Below are 16,497 nucleotides of genomic sequence, written 5' to 3'. Positions count from 1 at the left end.
TTGGCTGGACAGTCCGGGATTTTGTGCTGATCCACAGTGTAATCGGCAAGGGGATTTAGCGCGAGAGCGCACGTTGGCAATTGAACGGCCAAGACGATGCCTTGGCCGGGATGTAGAGGCCCAAGCCGTCGTCATAGCCCGCACGATATTCATCATCCTGACATGGCATGTCAGCTGTCTCGGGATTGACGATGGCAGGCCAGCACGCGACCCGCTACTTCCAATGCGTCTTAACAAGAGGAACCCCATGACGATCACGGAAATTGCCAAGGATTTCACCGAGCTCCTCAAGCAGGGCGATCATCAAGGTGCTGCTGAGAAGTACAATGCCGACGACGTCGCCAGCTACGAAGCCATGGAGGGGCCGATGGCCGTCTCCCGTGGCAAGGAAGCTCTGAAGCAAAAGAACCAGTGGTGGCAAGAGAACAACGAAGTGCATGGCGGTTCGGTCGAGGGCCCATATGTCAACGGCGACCAGTTCGCAGTGCGCTTCAAGTTTGACATAACGCCCAAAGCTACCGGCGAACGTGCCACCATAGATGAGGTTGGTCTGTACACGGTCAAGAACGGCAAGATCACCGAAGAGCGGTTCTACTATTGAGGCCGGAAATACCACCGGCTTCCGGGAGCCGCTGCAAGGTTGAACAATAAGCATGGCGGCCGGAGGATGACCTGGCCGTCTTCGAGAAGCTCAGATCGTTTTGACGTAGCCCGCCAACTGATCCGCCACCGTGCCCCAGCCGTCGTAGAAGCCCATCTCCTCGTGGCTGTTGCGCGTGGCTTCGTCGCGGTGGATGGCGGTCGCGGTGTAGCGCGTCGCCTCGCCCCGCGATTGCAGCGATATGACGGCTGTAATGAATGGGTCGCCTGACGGCCGGTAGCCTGGCAGCAGCGCATCGGTCCACACCAGCCGCTCGTCCTGGACGATCTCGAGGTAGCAGCAACGCCTGTCGTTGACTTGCCTGCCGTCGGGCGACTGCATGCGGGTGCGGAACAGGCCGCCGGGCCGCAGGTCGATCTCGCAATCGGTGATGATCCACGGCTTCGGCGTGAACCATTGGCGGACATGCTCGGGCTTCGTCAAGGCCATCCACAGCAGTTCGCGCGGCGCCTCGATCGACCGTTCGAGCACGAGGTCGAGCTTCGGATCGGGTTGGAACAACGGAGCCATGTTCATCTGTCTTTCTCCTTGAGTTTCAGCACGTAGTCGTCGAACTGGTCGAGACGGCGCTCCCAAGCGCCCGCTGCTCGGCCAGCCAGTTTTCCGCGAGCTTCAGCGGCTCCGGCGCGAGCCGGTAGGTCCTGACGCGGCCTGCCTTCTCCGAATGCACCAGCCCGCAGCCTTCCAAAACCCTGAGATGCTCGATGAAGGATGGCAGGGCCATCTCGAACGGCTGGGCAAGCTCGCTGACCGAGGCGGGGCTTCGGTTCAGTCGCTCGACCACGCGTCGCCGGGTCGGATCGGCGAGCGCCCGGAAAATGCCGTCGACGGGCGGGGGGCTTTCGGTCTGCAGGCTCGTCATAGTCGTTTCCTTGCCTCGGCCATTCCCCGTGACCAGAGTTGGCTTAGAAACACTTAGGGAAATTCCTTACTATTGGCAAGGGCGAAAATCATGGATGCCCGGCAAGGCCGCTGGAAAACTGAGAGGTGCGGTTTTAGGGTGCCGTCAGATTCGACCGGTCCGAGGATCCGTTTTTGACGATCACCATGTATGGCATCACCAATTGCGACACGATCAAGAAGGCCCGTTCCTGGCTGGCGAGCCATGATGTTGCCTATCGCTTTCATGACTACAGGGTCGACGGGCTGGATGCGGATCGGCTGAACGGCTGGTCAGGCAAAGTCGGTTGGGAAATTCTGCTCAACAAGGCGAGCACGACGTTTCGCGAACTGTCGGAGGAGGACAGGATGGGCCTGGATGAAAGGAAGGCCAAGGCGCTGATGCTGGCAAAGCCGACGATGATCAAGCGTCCGGTGCTGGAACTTGGCGATAGGATTCTCGTCGGGTTCAAGCCCGATGTTTATCAGCAGGCGGTTGGCGGGAAGTAGAACCGACCGACCGCGATCCGTCGCGCCCCCCTCTGTCCTGCCCGGCATGCATATTGATCGTATCAGACGCTTGTGGTTTTCCCACGCAAATAGCTCGCCAGCGCGACCGCATTATTATGGGCCTCGTCATGCGCGCCGTAGAGCAGCGTCACCTTGCCCTCACGCAGCAAGGCGCGCAGTTCCGCCACCGCCTCGCCGTTCCGGTCGAGCTCATCCCTGTATCGCCGCTGGAACTCCGCCCAGCGCGCCGGCTCATGGCCAAACCATTTGCGCAACGCGTCGCTTGGCGCGATGTCCCTCAGCCATAGCGTCAGCGCCGCGTCCTGCTTGGCGATGCCGCGCGGCCATATGCGGTCCACCAGCACCCGCTGCCCGTCATCGGGCGCCGGCGGCTCATAGATGCGCTTGACCGCGAGTTCCATTGCCAACCCCGCATGCGTCACAGGCGCGGCTGCGTGCTGGCGCTCTTAAACCCACTCGCCCTTGCGCATCACCGGCACGCGGCTGCTGTCCTTGTGGACGCCGTCTATATCGATCTTGTCCGAGCCGATCATCCAGTCGATGTGGATGAAACTCTTGTTGCCGCCGCGCGCCGCGATCTCGTCCTGGCTGAGCGAGGCGCCGTCGACGAAGCACTTCGAGTAGCACTGGCCAAGCGCGATGTGGCAGGCCGCGTTCTCGTCGAACAGCGTGTTGAAAAACAGCAGCCCGCTCTTGGCGATCGGCGAGGAATGCGGCACCAGCGCCACCTCGCCGAGACGGCGCGCGCCTTCGTCGGTATCGAGCACCTTCTGCAGCACATCCTCACCTTTCGAGGCCTTGGCCTCGACGATGCGGCCCGCCTCGAAACGCACCGCAATGCCGTCGATCAGCGTGCCCTGGTAGGACAGCGGCTTGGTGCTGGTGACATGGCCTTCGACGCGCCTTGCATGCGGCGTGGTGAAAACCTCTTCGGTCGGGATGTTCGGGTTGCAGGTGATGCCGTTCTTGGCGGTCGAGGCGCCGCCCATCCACTCGTGGCCGTCGGCCAGCCCGACGGTCAGGTCGGTGCCGGGGCCGGTGAAATGCAGTGCGTGGAAATTGTGGCCGTTCAGCCATTCGGTGCGGCTCTTCAACGCCGCATTGTGCGCCGTCCAGTTGCCGATCGGGTCTTCGACGTCCACCCGCGAGGCGGCAAAGATGGCATCGGCGAGCTTGGCCACGGCGACGTCTTCGGCATCGTCCGCGAAAACCTGCTTGGCCCACGCCCGATCAGGATAAGCCACAATGTTCCAGTTGATGTCGAAGCTGGTGATCTTCTCCAGCGCCGGCTGATAGGCCATCGAATTCGCCTTATTGGCACGCGCCACCATTGCCGGGTCCTGAGAAGAAAGCAGCGACGGATCCTCGCCGCGCACGGCAAGCCTGGCCGCATTGTTGGCGAAGGCTTTTGCCATGCCTTCATAGAGCCAGCCGGCGGCGCGGTCGAAACCGGCGTCGGCGCCGTAGCGGAAGCGCGCGAGAGTGATCTCGTCGTCGTTGAAGATCGGCGTCACCAGGCCGGCACCTGCCTTGTAGGCGTGCTCGACGATCCGCCGCGTCAGAGGCAGCGCGGCGATAGACGAGGTCAGCACCAGATCCTGACCCGGCTGCAATTGCAGCCCGACCTTGACGGCGACCTCCGCCAGCCTGTCGAGCTTCACCGGGTCGATGGTTGCGGAAACGCCGCGCGAATGTGTGGTCATGATCCTGCCTGCCGTGATTGGGGACTGTGTCTTACATAGACCGGCGCTACCGACCTTTCCACTCTGATGACGCCGGCAGGTCTAGCTGACGCTCTCGAGCGACCTGAACTGCGCCATCGTCGCCTCGATCTCTTCGCGCACCCAGATCTTGAAATCCCTGACCTTGCGGCTTTCGCCCTTGCTGGCCGAGGTCACCAGCCAATAGCCGAGTCCGCTCTGGGCGCCTATGCCGAACGGCGCAACGAGACGGCCGTCGGCCAGCGCGTCTGCGGCCAGCAACTGCCAGCCGAGCATGACGCCGTGACCGGCAATCGCCGATTCCAGGCACAGCATCGGATCTGTGAAGCGCGCGCCTTTCATGAAGGTGACCGGCTCCACCCCGGCCGCTTCGAACCAGCTCTCCCAACTGATCATCGATCTTTCGTCTGTGATCGCACAAGTCAAAGCAAGGTCCTCGATCGATTTCAGCTTGCTGGCGATCACCGGTGCACAGACCGGAAACACCTCTTGCGCCAGCAGCAATTCGGCCCGCCCGCCCGGCCATTTGCCGTCGCCGAGCCGGATGGCGACGTCGATGTCCGAACGATCGAAATCGGCAAGCCGCACCGAGGCATCGATGCGCAGGAGCACGTTCGGATGCCGGGCAAAATGCCGCGATAGCCGCGGCAGCAGCCATTTCGAGGCGAACGCCGGCGCCACCGAAACCACCAGCGTGCACTCCGAGCTTTCATCGGCAAGCGCCACCGCCTGTGCGAGTTCGCGAAACCCGGCGCTGAGCCGCGCGGTAAAGACGGTGCCGAATTCGGTCGCCACCAGGCCAGCTGGCGTCCGGTCGAACAGCGCCCGGCCGAGCTGCTTTTCTGTCCGGTTGATCTGCTGGCTGACGGCGCTGACCGAAACGTTGAGCTCGCCGGCCGCCGCCGCGAGCGAGCCCAGGCGGGCAACGGTTTCCACGGCGCGCAAGCCGCTGAGATGGACGCGGTTCAGAGTAGCCATACAGTTTTTCTAAACTCGAACGGCTGAAATCTCAATTGCCAGACACTGCAGGATGCCGGATTCTAAGTGGGTTACGCAGAGTGACGAGGCAATCTGATGAAGATTTTGTCATGGCTCGGAGCCTTTTCCCCGATCGGAACGCAGCCGCACCGGCATGACAGCGAGGCCACCAGCTGGGTGACCGATCCGCTGTCGCATCCGCTGCTCGACACCATGTCGGAGCGCGAACTCGCCGACATGCCATTCAGGCTGACCGCGCGTCGTACCCGCTACGAGACGGCCTTGACGAGGACCTGCTGCGGCAGAGTCTCCTGAACGAAGCACCTCAGGCGAGCCAGCCGCCGACGGGGCTGCCCAACCCCTTCTGGCCCAACAAAAGGCGGATTGTCTCGGCGGCAGGCGCACTTATTGTGCACCGCGATGAACATCGCTTCGCCCTTGCGCTTGGCAATCGCCGGCATGATCGCCCTGGCCGTCGCCATGGGCATCGGCCGCTTCGTTTATACGCCGATCCTGCCTGGCATGATGGACGAGCTCGGCCTGTCGCCGGCTGATGCCGGCTGGATCGCATCGGCCAACTATCTCGGCTACCTCGTCGGCGCGCTTGCCGCCACCGGCGGCTGGGCGCAAGGCCGCGAGCGCCAGCTGATGCTGGCCGGCCTTGCCGCCACTGCGATCCTCGCCGGGCTGATGGGCCTGACCGGTACCATGGCCGCCTTCCTCCTCATGCGCTTTCTTGCCGGCCTCGCCAGTGCCTTCGTGCTGGTCTTCATGACCAGCATCGTTTTCCGTCATCTCGCCGCGGCCGGGCGAAACGACCTGCAGGCGCTGTATTTCGGCGGTGTCGGTCTCGGCATCGCGGCATCCTCGGGGCTGTTGGCGCTCCTTGTCACCGAACACGCCGGCTGGGCGGCGGGCTGGCTGTGGTCCGCGGCGATTTCGGCCTGCGGCTTTGCCGCCGTCGCCTTGCTCGCCGGCGGCACCTCGGCTGCGAACAGCGTTGCCGGGCCGGAGCCGGCGTTGCCAAAAAACCCTTCACTGGTGAAGGTCATTGTCGCCTACGGCCTGTTCGGCTTCGGCTACATCGTCACGGCGACGTTCCTGGTCGCGATCGTCCGCCAGGGCGGCGGTGGCCGGGTCTTCGAGGCCGTGGTTTGGATGGTCACCGGCCTTGCCGGGTTCCCCTCGGTCTGGCTGTGGCAGAAGCTTACGGCCAGGATCGGGCTTTACGCCACCTATGCCCTTGGGTGCCTGGTCGAGGTGGTTGGGGTCAGCGCCAGTGTCGTCATGGACGGACGCACCGGGCCGCTGCTCGGCGGCCTTCTTGTCGGCGGCACCTTCATCGCCATCACCGCGCTTGGCCTGCAGGCCGGACGGCAGCTTGCCCCGCAAGCACCACGCCGGATGCTGGCGGTGATGACGGCCGCCTTCGGCCTCGGCCAGATCATCGGCCCGATCGTCGCCGGGCTGCTTGCGCAGGCCTCAGGCGACTTTTTCCTTGCCTCGATCGTGGCCGCCGCCGTCCTGCTCGCCTCCGGTGCGATCGCCTGGTCGGCTGCGCCAAAATCGCCATGATTGTGGTCTTGCTCGGCGCCGGGAACCGGGCACGGCATTTTCTTTCCCACTAATGTGTGACTTTATGCCCGCTGAACCCGCTGATTTGCGCATCGACCGAGGATTTCCCCACAGTGTTTGTATCCTTCTTCCCGCAGCCGAAGCTGTTCTTCAGTTCGCTGGCCGTCTGGAGCCTTGCCGCTATCCTGTTCTGGTTTTTCGGTGGCGAACAGCTGGGCGCTGTGTTCGGCTTGCCGCCGGCCGCGGCTGATGCACCGCCCATTATCGGCATCACCGTACTCTGGTCGAACCCGTTTCTGTGGTTCTATCTCTATTTCGCTTTTTGCGTTGCCGTCTTCTATGCATTCTGGAGCTGGTATGCACCGCATCCGTGGCAAAACTGGTCGATATTGATCAGCGCAGTCATCCTGTTCCTCATCTACTTCAATGTGCAGGTCAGTGTAGCGGTCAACGCTTGGTACGGCCCTTTTTATGACTATATCCAGGGACTTATGTCGGGGACTATCAAGTCGACCGCAGGAGAGTTTTATGCCGGACTAGGCAGCTTCGCTTGGCTTGCGCTGGTCGGGATGAACGTGCAGGTGATCAACGCCTTCATTGTCAGTCACTGGATTTTCCGCTGGCGAACGGCGATGAACAATTACTTCATCGAGAACTGGAGCAGGCTTCGCCACATCGAAGGCGCCTCTCAGCGTATCCAGGAAGATACGATGCGGTTCTCGCAGATCATGGAGGATCTGGGCTCGAGCTTTGTTCAGTCGATCATGACCTTGATTGCATTTCTGCCGGTGATGATTCAACTGCAGAGCCACATTAGCGAATTGCCGGTCGTCGGTGCCATCCCCCAGCCATTAGTCTTTGCCGCGCTTGCCTGGTGCCTGTTCGGAACGATTTCGGTTATGGTTGCAGGTCTGAAGTTACCTGGGTTGCAGTTTCGCAACCAACGTGTCGAGGCTGCCTATCGCAAGGAACTCGTCTACGGCGAGGATCATGCGGACAGGGCCCAACCGGCAACCACTTCGGAGTTGTTCGCCAACGTTCGTCACAACTACTTCAGACTGTATTTTCACTATATCTATTTCAATGTGGTCCGTTATACCTATCTGCAAGCCGACGGTATCTTCTCAATGTTGATCCTGGGGCCGTCCTTTGTGGCTCATAAGATAAGTTTCGGGGCGTTTAGCCAGATTTCCAACGCGTTCGGCCGAGTGACCGGATCGCTGCAGTTTCTGCTCACCTCATGGTCGACCATCGTCGAGCTGCAGTCAGTACATAAGCGCCTGCGCGCCTTCGAGGCGACGCTCGAGGGCGAGCCACTGCCCGAAATCGACCAGCGCTATCTGGAGCGTGAGCAAGCCGGCTTGCGCCCTGAAGATCAGCCGGTGAGCTAAAGGGTAGCGGGCGGCGATCCACTTGGGCTCAGCCGCCCACCGCCGCCTGCCTTTCGCCTCGCCGCGAAACATAGTCGCGAAAGCTGATGCACTCGACGTCGGCCTTGACGCAGACCTCGCCGGCAAAGCGTTCCAGCGCGTTCCAGTAGGCGCCGTCATTCATCAACGTGAAGTGAAAGCCGAGCTCCAGCGGAATGCGCTTGCCCTCGTATTGCGCATCGAAGGCGGCGCGAAAGGCGTGGTAGGTCCGGTCGGCGAACGCTTCCGCCATGCTCGGCCGCTCGAAGCCGCCGGAATGCCTGACATAGAGATTGTAATCCATGGCGATCACCCGCCTTGAGCTCGGCCCTTCCGGGATCTGCGGCAGCGAAAAGCGCGTGATGCCGTTGACGGTCGGCGGCTCGACCGGCCCACGCGAAACGCCGCTTGCGTCAAGCAGGAAGCCGGCCGCGGGCAGCGCCTCGTAAAGCGCCCTGTTTGCCGACAGGTAGGGCGCGCGAAACCCGACCACTGCCCTGCCTGCGAAATCGCGCCAACCCTTTGGTTCGGGTGCAATGCCGTTGATCGAATAGGCGTTTTGGAGAATATGCTTGAACGAGCCGAACTCGCTCAGCCAGTCTGCCTTGCTCCAGTCCTTGCCATCGAAATGACCGCAGCCATGGCTGCCGATGTCGTGGCCTTCCCTGGCGGCGAGGTTGATCTGCTCGAGCCGCTCGGCAATTTCCTGTTTGGAGGCGGCAAAGCCGATATTCGATTTGCCGGCCGTTTTGCCCGGCGCGGTGTATTCCTTGCGCGTCTCGGGTGACAGCAGGAACACGCAGGAGACAAAATACGTGAAATGCGCACCGGTGCGCGCGGCCAGCGCCCGGCTGCGCTGCCACTGCGAAATATCGCGGGCGCTGTCGAACGAAATGATGACCGTCTGCTTCGGTTTTGCCGGCGCCGCCGGCGGGTCGGCAAAAGCCGCGCCGGTAGCAAGCGCGGCAATCGAAAACGCAACAACGCGGGACAAACGGGGCAAAGGCATCTGACCGGATCAAGGAATGTAGAAGCACCGCCTACCGGCGAAATATGGCACGGATACGATCGACCTGCGCGGCCGCCGGTGGCGGCGACTGCCTCATGAATGGGCGATTTTCCTGCCGAACCCCTTCCATGCCGGCAAAATTTCGCTAAAACGCGGGCTCATCAACCGCCCCGGCCGGGGGCATGAATGGTTTTGATCCATGTCGGACGACAGTTTTATCCGCGAAGTCAACGAAGAGATTCGTCGCGACCAGGCGCATGCGCTGTGGGACCGTTTCGGTCCCGCCTTGCTCGTATTGGCCGTGCTGGTGGTGCTCGGCACTGCCGCTGTCGTCGGCTACCGCTATTGGGACGAGACCCGCGCCAACCGCTCGGGCGATGCTTTTTCGCAAGCGCTCAAGCTCGCCAATGAGGGCAAGAACGACGAGGCGCTTGCCGCTCTGGAGGCGCTGGAAAAGGACGGCTACGGCGCCTACCCGCTGCTCGCCCGTATGCGCGCGGCAACCGTCAAGGCAGACAAGGGCGACGTCGATGCTGCCGTCAAGGACTTCGACGAGGTCGCCGCCGACACCAAGATCCCTTCCGGCATTCGCGACATGGCGCGGCTCAGGGCTGCGCTGCTGCTGGTCGACCACGGCTCTTTCGCCGATGTCTCCAGCCGCGTCGAGGCGCTCACCGCCGACACCAATACGCTGCGCCATACGGCGCGCGAGGCGCTTGGCCTTGCCGCCTGGAAGGAAGGCAAGGCGGCGGATGCTTTGAAGCTGTTCGACCAGATCGCCGCGGACGACGGCGCCCCGCGCAACACGCGCGAGCGGGCGACGTTGATGTCCGAGCTGATCCGCGGCTCGGGCGGTGTATCGTAACAACGGATGACCTTCAAAGTCGCCATCATCGGCCGACCTAACGTCGGCAAATCGACCCTTTTCAATCGGCTGGTGGGAAGGAAGCTGGCGCTTGTCGACGACACGCCCGGCGTCACCCGCGATCGACGCGTCCATGCCGCAAAGCTCTACGATCTGCATTTCGACGTCGTCGACACTGCCGGTTTCGAGGATGCGGCCGCCTCGACGCTGCCCGGCCGCATGCGCGCCCAGACCGAGATCGCCATCCGCGAGGCCGACCTGATCTTTTTCACGATCGACGCCAAGTCCGGGCTGATGCCCGACGACAAGACTTTCGCCGAGATCGTGCGCAAGTCCGGCAAGCCGGTTGTCGTCGTGGCCAACAAGGCCGAGGCGCGCGGCGCCCAAGGCGGCATGCTGGAGGCATGGGAACTCGGCCTTGGCGAGCCGATCCCGGTCTCGGCCGAACATGGCCAGGGCCTGCCCGATTTGCGCGATGCGGTGATCGCCGCACTGGGCGAGGCGCGCGCCTTCGGCGAGGACGAAGAGGCCAGCGAGGAGGAGATCGCCGCCAGCGAGGTGCTGATCGGCGAAGACATCACCGACCCGGACGCCGAGCCGAGCTATGACGATACCAAGCCGATGCGCATCGCCGTCGTCGGCCGTCCCAACGCCGGCAAGTCGACGCTGATCAACGCGCTGATCGGCGAGGAGCGGCTGCTGACCGGCCCTGAGGCCGGCATCACTCGCGATTCCATCTCGGTCGACTGGGACTGGCATGGCCGCCGGCTAAAACTGTTCGATACCGCCGGTATGCGCCGCAAGGCCAGGATCCACGAAAAGCTCGAGGTGATGTCGGTGCAGGACGGCTTGCGCGCCATCCGCTTTGCCGAGATCGTCATCATCGTGCTCGACGCGACTATTCCCTTCGAGAAGCAGGATCTGCAGATCGCCGACCTGATCATCCGCGAGGGCCGTGCCCCGGTGATCGCCTTCAACAAATGGGACCTTGTCGATCATCCCCAGGAGCTGCTGGCCGAGCTGCGCGAAAAAACCGAGCGGCTTCTTCCCCAGGCGCGCGGCATGCAGGCGGTGCCGGTGTCAGCCGAGACCGGGCGCGGGCTCGACAAGCTGATGGATGCTGTCATCAGGACGCATCGAGTTTGGAACAGCCGCGTCTCAACCGGCAAGCTCAACCGCTGGCTGGAGGGCATTCTGGCGCATCATCCGCCACCCGCGGTTGCCGGACGCCGGCTGAAGATCAAATATGTCACCCAGGCCAAGACGCGGCCGCCCGGCTTCGTCGTCTCCTGCTCACGCCCCGATGCGATGCCGCAATCCTATGTCCGCTATCTCTCGAACAGCCTGCGCGAGGCTTTCGACATGCCCGGCGTGCCGATCCGCATCGCCTTGCGCACCTCGGACAACCCGTTCGCCAGCAGGGCAAAGAAGCGCCGCTGAGCTGCGGGTCCTCTGGGCGCCAGCATCAGGCTACGCTCCGCAGGCCGCTCGCGGGCAGCGCCTGCACATTTTCGGGGAGGCGATTCCACCGACACCTGCAGCAGGATGTTGGCAAGCCGCGCCGCTACCGGGTCGGGCTCGGCCTCCTTGCGATGCAGGAACAGCGCCATCTTGGGCAAGGCGGGCAGCCCGGCGATCTCCGGCGTCATCGCCCTGAGGGTGGCCGGCGCGAGTGGGGGCCGCCTCTGCACCTAATGGGCGGTGTAAGCTCCGTCCACCAGATGGTAGCTGCCAGTGATAAAGCTGGCCTGGTCGGACAAGAGGAAGCATACAAGAGCCGCTACCTCTTCCGGTTTCCCGCGCCTGCCCATCGGCTGAAGACCTGCCATGCGCCGGCTGGCTAATGCCTCCATTTGCTCCGATAAAAGAGGCGTTTCGATCCAGCCGGGGCCGACTACATTGATCCGGATGCCCATCCTGGCATATTCGATCGCCGCAACTTTGGTTAATCCAACGACCCCGTGTTTCGCTGCCGTGTAAGCGGACGCAGTCGGCAAGCCGACGGAACCGAGAACGGAGGACATGTTCACGATGGCGCCTCCGCCTCGATCCAGCATCGCGGCGATTTCGTACTTCATGCTGTAGAAAACGCCATTTAGATTGACGTTTATCAGCTTGTGCCAGTTGTCGAGCGGATAGTCTGCCGTTGCTTTTCGAATGCCGTCGATACCTGCATTGTTTACCGCCATATCCAGTCCGCCGCATTTCTGGACAGTGAACTCGATCAGCCTTTCCACGGCTGCCGCATCCGTGACATCTACCGCAAAGTCGTAGGCCCTGCCGCCTTGCGAGCTTATTTCGGCGGCTCTGCAGTGCGCGGCCTCGGCATCAAGGTCGGCGACAACAATCTCGGCTCCTTCTTGCGCGAGTTGCCGTGAAACAGCCGCCCCTATTCCGGAGCCTGCGCCGGTCACAATCGCGACTTTACCATGGAAGTCAGGCTTCATCGTCTCTGTCCTATGCCAATTTTGACATAACCGAACAGAGGCAGACGGTTATCGCAAGAAGTTTCGCTCCAATTCGCTTGTCAATCCTGTGAATTCATTTTGCCACCACACAGCGAGACTTGGCGCGCAGGCCTTGGAATGGTAGAGACGAGGGCGGCGGTAGATGACCAGTTTCCTAGCAGGTACAAATGGAAGAACACCACATTGCGCGCCGGGGGCTCGTGCTGGGTAGTCTGGCTCTGATGGTCTCCGGATGTACGTCGATTTCATCCGCGTTCGGACCAAGGCGTGGCCTGAATCCTCGTTACCGACGACAGCACGTGCGGTACGAGGGAAACGAGCCGGCCGGAACGATCGTCGTCGATACTTCGCGACGCTTTCTCTATGCCGTCGAGACGGACGGGTGGGCGACGCGCTACGGCGTTGGCGTCGGCGAGCAGGGACTTTCGTTCAAGGGTACAGCGACCGTCGGCCGCAAGGCGGACTGGCCGTCGTGGACACCCACCGCCAGCATGATGCAGCGCAAGCCGCGCCTGGTGAAGTATGCAGGGGGGGTCCCTGGCGGACCAAACAACCCGCTTGGTGCGCGTGCCCTTTATCTCTATCAAGACGGGCGCGACACCCACTTCCGGATACATGGTACAAACGAGCCATGGACGATAGGCACAGCGGTATCGAACGGGTGCATCCGTATGATAAATGACGACGTCATTGACCTCTACGACCGTACTCCGTTGGGCACGACGGTGGTGGTTGTTTGATGGTGGGAGGCCTGATCTCCGTTGGATGGTGAACCCTGCCAGCACGTCACCGCAAAGGTGCCGCCGGCAACTGGGTGCCAACTGTGTCATTTCTGCACTAGGCGTTGGTGTAGATCGCAGCTAACTTGGTGGGGCTGCATATCGTTTTAGTTGTGGCGATTCTATAGGCTATTCCGCCCCCGGGGAAAGGATTGCTTGATGAACAGGATATTGGTTGCAATGGTTGCTGTGCTCGCCGTTGCCAGCCTGAGCGGCTGCGCGAACGACTGGATCGGCAAAGGAAAGGGTAAGGCTCCGGCACCCGCTCCGGTAGAGGAACCAGTGATTAAGTAAGGACCGGCTTGTATGGGGAAGGGGTGCCAAGCCCTTCCCCATACATACGCAGCCGGGGCTTTGGCCGGCTTCATGGCGTACGGCGCGGTTGGCGGGCATGGGCCGTTATTAGGTCTGTGCATTGTGAAGTTCGGGAATGGACGCGGCGATGACGCTTGTAAGTAGCCGTCTCTTGCTTGTGGCGTTGGTGGCCCTCCCGGCAGCGGCATGTCAGACGAAAGACCTGCCGCCCCAGCCGAATTTCGTATCTTATGCCGATGGCGGAGCTGCGCCTAAAAAAAACGACGAGCGGTACTTCATCGAGTTCCGCTCCCGCTACGCCCTAAGCTACGGCCACACCTACGCAGTTTTTGGGCGCCTGGACCGGGCCGGGAGAATGATCGATCCCCAAGTCGCGGGCCTTCACCCGGCTTCGAACAGTGCGGTTCCCTATGTTCTGGGCCATATCGTGCCGGTGCCAGCCGAAACCGGGTGGAGCGACGGTGATCTGGAAGAACCATACAGATCCGCAAGCTGGCGAATCATATTGACCCGGGCCGAATACGACAAAGTCGTTGCCTACATCCGCAAGCTGCAGGCGAGCTCGCATGTCTGGCAGGCGACGGTCTTGAACTGCAACGGCTTCGTGGCGGACATCGCTCATTCCATGGGATATAAGACTCCCGCCATTCAGCTCCGGCCGCAACAATTCATAACCGAGCTTCGGGAGATGAATACATAACCAAGATTCGAGGGATGAATGGGACCGAATGCGATCGGTACTGCCCCTCCGGCTTTCGCGTGTGCGGACTAACTCGGAGAGGATCGCTGCGCCTGAAGGTAGGCCGGTGACGAAATCGAGGCGATGGGTGAAGTGGCCATACTCAGGGGCAGCTGCTACAGTCGCGATCGCAGAAAGGGCGCTGGTGACCTGAAGTGACCATTGCTTTAGCCTCACTTGGCGAGATCATATGGGTGATCGGCATCGTCGCTTGGTACGTGATCCGGTATCCCTTCGAGCGCCGGGCAAGGCGCGTGCGAATAGTAGCTGGCGGCCGCTCAAGTTCCGACACCGTCGGGCTTGCATCGGCTCTCCTTGGCCTGGCGATCCTGCCTGGCTTCTATGTCGCCACCGGCATCCCCGCAGCGGCTGATCATCCGGCCAGCGTGTGGTCGGTGGCGCTCGGAACCATCATCTTCTGCTCGGCGCTGTGGATTTTTCGCTTATCCCACAAGGAACTTGGCCGTAACTGGTCGATTACGCTCGAGATTCGCGAACGGCATGAACTGGTCAGCGCCGGGCCATATGCCTTGGTCCGTCACCCTATGTACACCTCTTTCCTGCTTATGGGGCTCGGCCAGCTCTTTCTGCTGCCGAACTGGGTTGCGGGCATATCGGGTTTGGTTGGTTTCGCAGTCCTTTTCCTGCTGAGAGTGGATAAGGAAGAGCGTATGATGCTGGAGAATTTAGGCTCGCAATACCGTGTCTATATGGAAAGGACCAAGCGAATATTCCCTTATCTTTATTAGAGGTCGTTTTATGCGAGGCCGAGCCCTGAAGCTTTCCGCGCCCCGGCGCCTTGTTGGCGATCTGATGAGGTTTTCGATCGGCGTGCCACGGGTCGCGGTGCAGCGTCAGATGAATCTCGGCCCACTCGTAAGGGCTAGAATGGCGCAGCAGACCAGGCCCTCGTGGACCGCGATCTTCCTGAAAGGGTATGCGCTTCTTGCCCTAGAGACCCCGGAGTTGCGGCGCGCCTATGTCAAGTTGCCCTGGCCGCAGCTTTACGAGTATCCGGCAAGCGTAGCCTCGATTGCCCACGAGCGCGAGTATGATGGCGAGCCGGCCGTTCTGCTGAGCTGCATCAAATGCCCGGAGCGCTACTCCATCACGGAACTTGAGCGATCCATCCACGCGGCTCGATCACGGCCGATCCAGGAGGTCCCGGAGTTTCGGCGTGCCTTGCGGATGGCAGGTGCGCCCGCGCCAGTCAGGTGGCTGCTTATGTGGCTAGGGTTGAACATCGCCCGGCAAAGGGCAAATTACTTCGGTACCTTCCAACTGTCCGTCTATTCTGGTCTCGGTGCGGAATCACTCAACCCGCTGACACCACTGACCACCCTTCTAAACTACGGTCCGATCGGCAAAGACGGATCGGTGAATGTCCGCATCCACTACGATCACCGGGTCATGGATGGAGCGAACGTCGCACGAGCACTGGAGAGATTCGAAAAGATTCTGAACGGCACTGTCGCCAATGAAGTGGTGCTGCTCGGTCAAGGTGTTTCCGCTCCTGCAAGACAGAGGAACGCGACGTGATTTCGCACGGTGAATTCCGGCCAGCTATCGTCGTGATTGGCGGCTCGGGTGGAATTGGCCGGGCGATTGCGAGCGTCGCTGCAAGGGAGCGCGGTGCGGTTGTGCTGGTTGCCCGCTCGCCTGAGGGTTTGGCCGCCGCGGCGTCTGAGGTTAGGGAGGCGGGCGGCGAGGCATTCACGCTCGAGTTGGATCTCGTGGCAGGCGATGCGCCAACGCGCCTGGAGGGCTTTCTGTCCGCACACGGCCTAGTCTGTGATGTCCTGGTCAACAGCGCCGGCTATGGCCTGCGGGGCGCGACGACGGCGCTGCCTGTTGATGGTCAACTCGGCATCATCGATCTCAATATACATTCCCTTACAGAACTGACCCTTCATTTTCTGCCGGGAATGGTGGCGCGCCGACGGGGCGGGGTGCTCAATCTCAGTTCCGTGGCCGGGTTCGTTCCCGGGCCTTATATGGCTCTGTACTTCGCTAGCAAAGCTTTCGTGCGCTTCTTCTCAGAGGCGCTTCACCAGGAATTGCGCCGAACCGGTGTGACGGTCACATGCGTTGCACCAGGCCCGGTGTCCACGGAGTTTCTCGCAAGATCAGGCGCCAATCAGACGGTGCTCTTCAACATCTTGCCCAAGGTGGATCCGAAGTATGTGGCCGAACAGGCGTGGCGAGCGTTCAAATCCGGTCGTCGCCTCGTCGTACCGGGAATCTCGGGTAAGTTGGCTGCCCTCGCGGCAGCGCTCCTGCCTTCCGCGGCGCTGCTGCCCCTGGTCGGCCGGCTGCAGCGCGGCGGCAATGATCAATGTCCTTGCGGTTCAGGTATGAAGTTCAAGAAATGCTGCGGTACCCGCCAGATTCAGCTACGCCGGGGCCCTCGGGGAATTATCCCCTGACCGGACCAGCACGTCACCGAAAAACCTCATTGAAACAAGAGACCGCTCGCCGATGACGGGCGTTAAGTAAGCATGTTGGTAGCATAGAGGCGAGGCTTTCGACATGCCCGGCGCGCCGATCCGCATCGCTTGCGCACCTCGG

The 16,497-nt window shown here is 61.7% G+C and carries 19 protein-coding genes and 1 pseudogene; 13 read left to right on the top strand and 7 right to left on the bottom strand.

Annotated features, from left to right (window positions below; genetic code table 11):
- Window positions 1-247 precede the first annotated feature (247 nt).
- Window positions 248-601 (top strand): SnoaL-like domain-containing protein, encoded by a 354-nt coding sequence (locus NKH50_RS19290; RefSeq protein WP_352505266.1) that lies wholly within the window; start codon window positions 248-250, stop codon window positions 599-601.
- A gap of 90 nt (window positions 602-691) precedes the next feature.
- On the opposite strand, the gene NKH50_RS19285 is transcribed toward NKH50_RS19290, so the two are convergent.
- Both NKH50_RS19285 and NKH50_RS19280 read right to left on the bottom strand, forming a co-directional pair.
- Window positions 692-1,171 (bottom strand): SRPBCC family protein, encoded by a 480-nt coding sequence (locus NKH50_RS19285; RefSeq protein WP_352702081.1) that lies wholly within the window; start codon window positions 1,169-1,171, stop codon window positions 692-694.
- 2 nt (window positions 1,172-1,173) lie between these two features.
- Window positions 1,174-1,523: pseudogene (locus tag NKH50_RS19280) on the bottom strand (ArsR/SmtB family transcription factor).
- 173 nt (window positions 1,524-1,696) lie between these two features.
- On the opposite strand from NKH50_RS19280, the gene NKH50_RS19275 reads away from it, so the two are divergent.
- Window positions 1,697-2,050 (top strand): ArsC family reductase, encoded by a 354-nt coding sequence (locus NKH50_RS19275; RefSeq protein WP_254820404.1) that lies wholly within the window; start codon window positions 1,697-1,699, stop codon window positions 2,048-2,050.
- A 62-nt stretch (window positions 2,051-2,112) separates the two neighbouring features.
- Here NKH50_RS19275 and NKH50_RS19270 read toward each other — a convergent pair whose 3' ends face one another.
- The 3 genes from NKH50_RS19270 to NKH50_RS19260 form a co-directional block, all read right to left on the bottom strand.
- Complete coding sequence (locus NKH50_RS19270; RefSeq protein ID WP_352880457.1) at window positions 2,113-2,478, bottom strand: DUF488 domain-containing protein; 366 nt, start codon at window positions 2,476-2,478, stop codon at window positions 2,113-2,115.
- A 39-nt stretch (window positions 2,479-2,517) separates the two neighbouring features.
- Window positions 2,518-3,774: an aminopeptidase gene (locus NKH50_RS19265; protein ID WP_352880455.1), complete on the bottom strand. Its 1,257-nt coding sequence runs from the start codon at window positions 3,772-3,774 to the stop codon at window positions 2,518-2,520.
- 81 nt (window positions 3,775-3,855) lie between these two features.
- Window positions 3,856-4,770: a LysR substrate-binding domain-containing protein gene (locus NKH50_RS19260; RefSeq protein WP_502906881.1), complete on the bottom strand. Its 915-nt coding sequence runs from the start codon at window positions 4,768-4,770 to the stop codon at window positions 3,856-3,858.
- A gap of 96 nt (window positions 4,771-4,866) precedes the next feature.
- Here NKH50_RS19260 and NKH50_RS19255 point away from each other — a divergent pair, with 96 nt between their 5' ends.
- The 3 genes from NKH50_RS19255 to sbmA all read left to right on the top strand — a co-directional run bounded on the left by NKH50_RS19255 (window position 4,867) and on the right by sbmA (window position 7,736).
- Entirely contained in the window at window positions 4,867-5,085 is a 219-nt protein-coding gene (locus NKH50_RS19255) for a hypothetical protein (RefSeq protein WP_352701654.1), read from the top strand.
- 105 nt (window positions 5,086-5,190) lie between these two features.
- Window positions 5,191-6,345 (top strand): YbfB/YjiJ family MFS transporter, encoded by a 1,155-nt coding sequence (locus NKH50_RS19250; RefSeq protein WP_352880453.1) that lies wholly within the window; start codon window positions 5,191-5,193, stop codon window positions 6,343-6,345.
- A 113-nt stretch (window positions 6,346-6,458) separates the two neighbouring features.
- Window positions 6,459-7,736, top strand: coding sequence for a peptide antibiotic transporter SbmA (sbmA, locus tag NKH50_RS19245; RefSeq protein WP_352751067.1), 1,278 nt, complete (start codon window positions 6,459-6,461; stop codon window positions 7,734-7,736).
- Between the two features lie 28 nt (window positions 7,737-7,764).
- On the opposite strand, the gene NKH50_RS19240 is transcribed toward sbmA, so the two are convergent.
- Window positions 7,765-8,757, bottom strand: coding sequence for a polysaccharide deacetylase family protein (locus NKH50_RS19240; RefSeq protein ID WP_352880451.1), 993 nt, complete (start codon window positions 8,755-8,757; stop codon window positions 7,765-7,767).
- Between the two features lie 205 nt (window positions 8,758-8,962).
- Between NKH50_RS19240 and NKH50_RS19235 the strand changes: the two genes are divergently transcribed.
- Both NKH50_RS19235 and der read left to right on the top strand, forming a co-directional pair.
- Window positions 8,963-9,628, top strand: coding sequence for a tetratricopeptide repeat protein (locus tag NKH50_RS19235; RefSeq protein ID WP_352476620.1), 666 nt, complete (start codon window positions 8,963-8,965; stop codon window positions 9,626-9,628).
- A gap of 6 nt (window positions 9,629-9,634) precedes the next feature.
- Window positions 9,635-11,068, top strand: coding sequence for a ribosome biogenesis GTPase Der (gene der / locus NKH50_RS19230; RefSeq protein WP_352751066.1), 1,434 nt, complete (start codon window positions 9,635-9,637; stop codon window positions 11,066-11,068).
- A 251-nt stretch (window positions 11,069-11,319) separates the two neighbouring features.
- Here the strand turns inward: der and NKH50_RS19220 are convergent, their stop codons facing one another.
- Complete coding sequence (locus NKH50_RS19220) at window positions 11,320-12,075, bottom strand: SDR family NAD(P)-dependent oxidoreductase (RefSeq protein ID WP_254820412.1); 756 nt, start codon at window positions 12,073-12,075, stop codon at window positions 11,320-11,322.
- Between the two features lie 188 nt (window positions 12,076-12,263).
- Here NKH50_RS19220 and NKH50_RS19215 point away from each other — a divergent pair, with 188 nt between their 5' ends.
- The 6 genes from NKH50_RS19215 (at window position 12,264) to NKH50_RS19190 (ending at window position 16,355) form a co-directional block, all read left to right on the top strand.
- The gene (locus NKH50_RS19215; protein WP_352880448.1) at window positions 12,264-12,836 is read left to right on the top strand and encodes a L,D-transpeptidase; all 573 of its coding nucleotides are present in this window, start codon (window positions 12,264-12,266) and stop codon (window positions 12,834-12,836) included.
- A gap of 198 nt (window positions 12,837-13,034) precedes the next feature.
- On the top strand, window positions 13,035-13,169 hold the full coding sequence (locus NKH50_RS19210; RefSeq protein WP_254820414.1) for an ABC transporter: 135 nt from the start codon (window positions 13,035-13,037) through the stop codon (window positions 13,167-13,169).
- Window positions 13,170-13,317: 148 nt separating this feature from the next.
- Window positions 13,318-13,890, top strand: coding sequence for a hypothetical protein (locus NKH50_RS19205; RefSeq protein WP_254820425.1), 573 nt, complete (start codon window positions 13,318-13,320; stop codon window positions 13,888-13,890).
- A gap of 200 nt (window positions 13,891-14,090) precedes the next feature.
- On the top strand, window positions 14,091-14,678 hold the full coding sequence (locus tag NKH50_RS19200) for a protein-S-isoprenylcysteine O-methyltransferase (protein WP_254820426.1): 588 nt from the start codon (window positions 14,091-14,093) through the stop codon (window positions 14,676-14,678).
- 10 nt (window positions 14,679-14,688) lie between these two features.
- Window positions 14,689-15,468, top strand: coding sequence for a hypothetical protein (locus NKH50_RS19195; protein WP_352801461.1), 780 nt, complete (start codon window positions 14,689-14,691; stop codon window positions 15,466-15,468).
- Window positions 15,465-16,355, top strand: a complete 891-nt coding sequence (locus NKH50_RS19190) for an SDR family NAD(P)-dependent oxidoreductase (protein ID WP_352880446.1) — start codon at window positions 15,465-15,467, stop codon at window positions 16,353-16,355. Before NKH50_RS19195 ends, NKH50_RS19190 begins: the two co-directional genes overlap by 4 nt.
- Window positions 16,356-16,497 lie beyond the last annotated feature (142 nt).

The sequence above is a fragment of the Mesorhizobium sp. M1027 genome (genome assembly GCF_040318745.1).
GTDB lineage: Bacteria > Pseudomonadota > Alphaproteobacteria > Rhizobiales > Rhizobiaceae > Mesorhizobium.
Note: the sequence above shows the minus strand (reverse complement) of the source record. Positions and strands in the feature narration are given on the sequence as shown.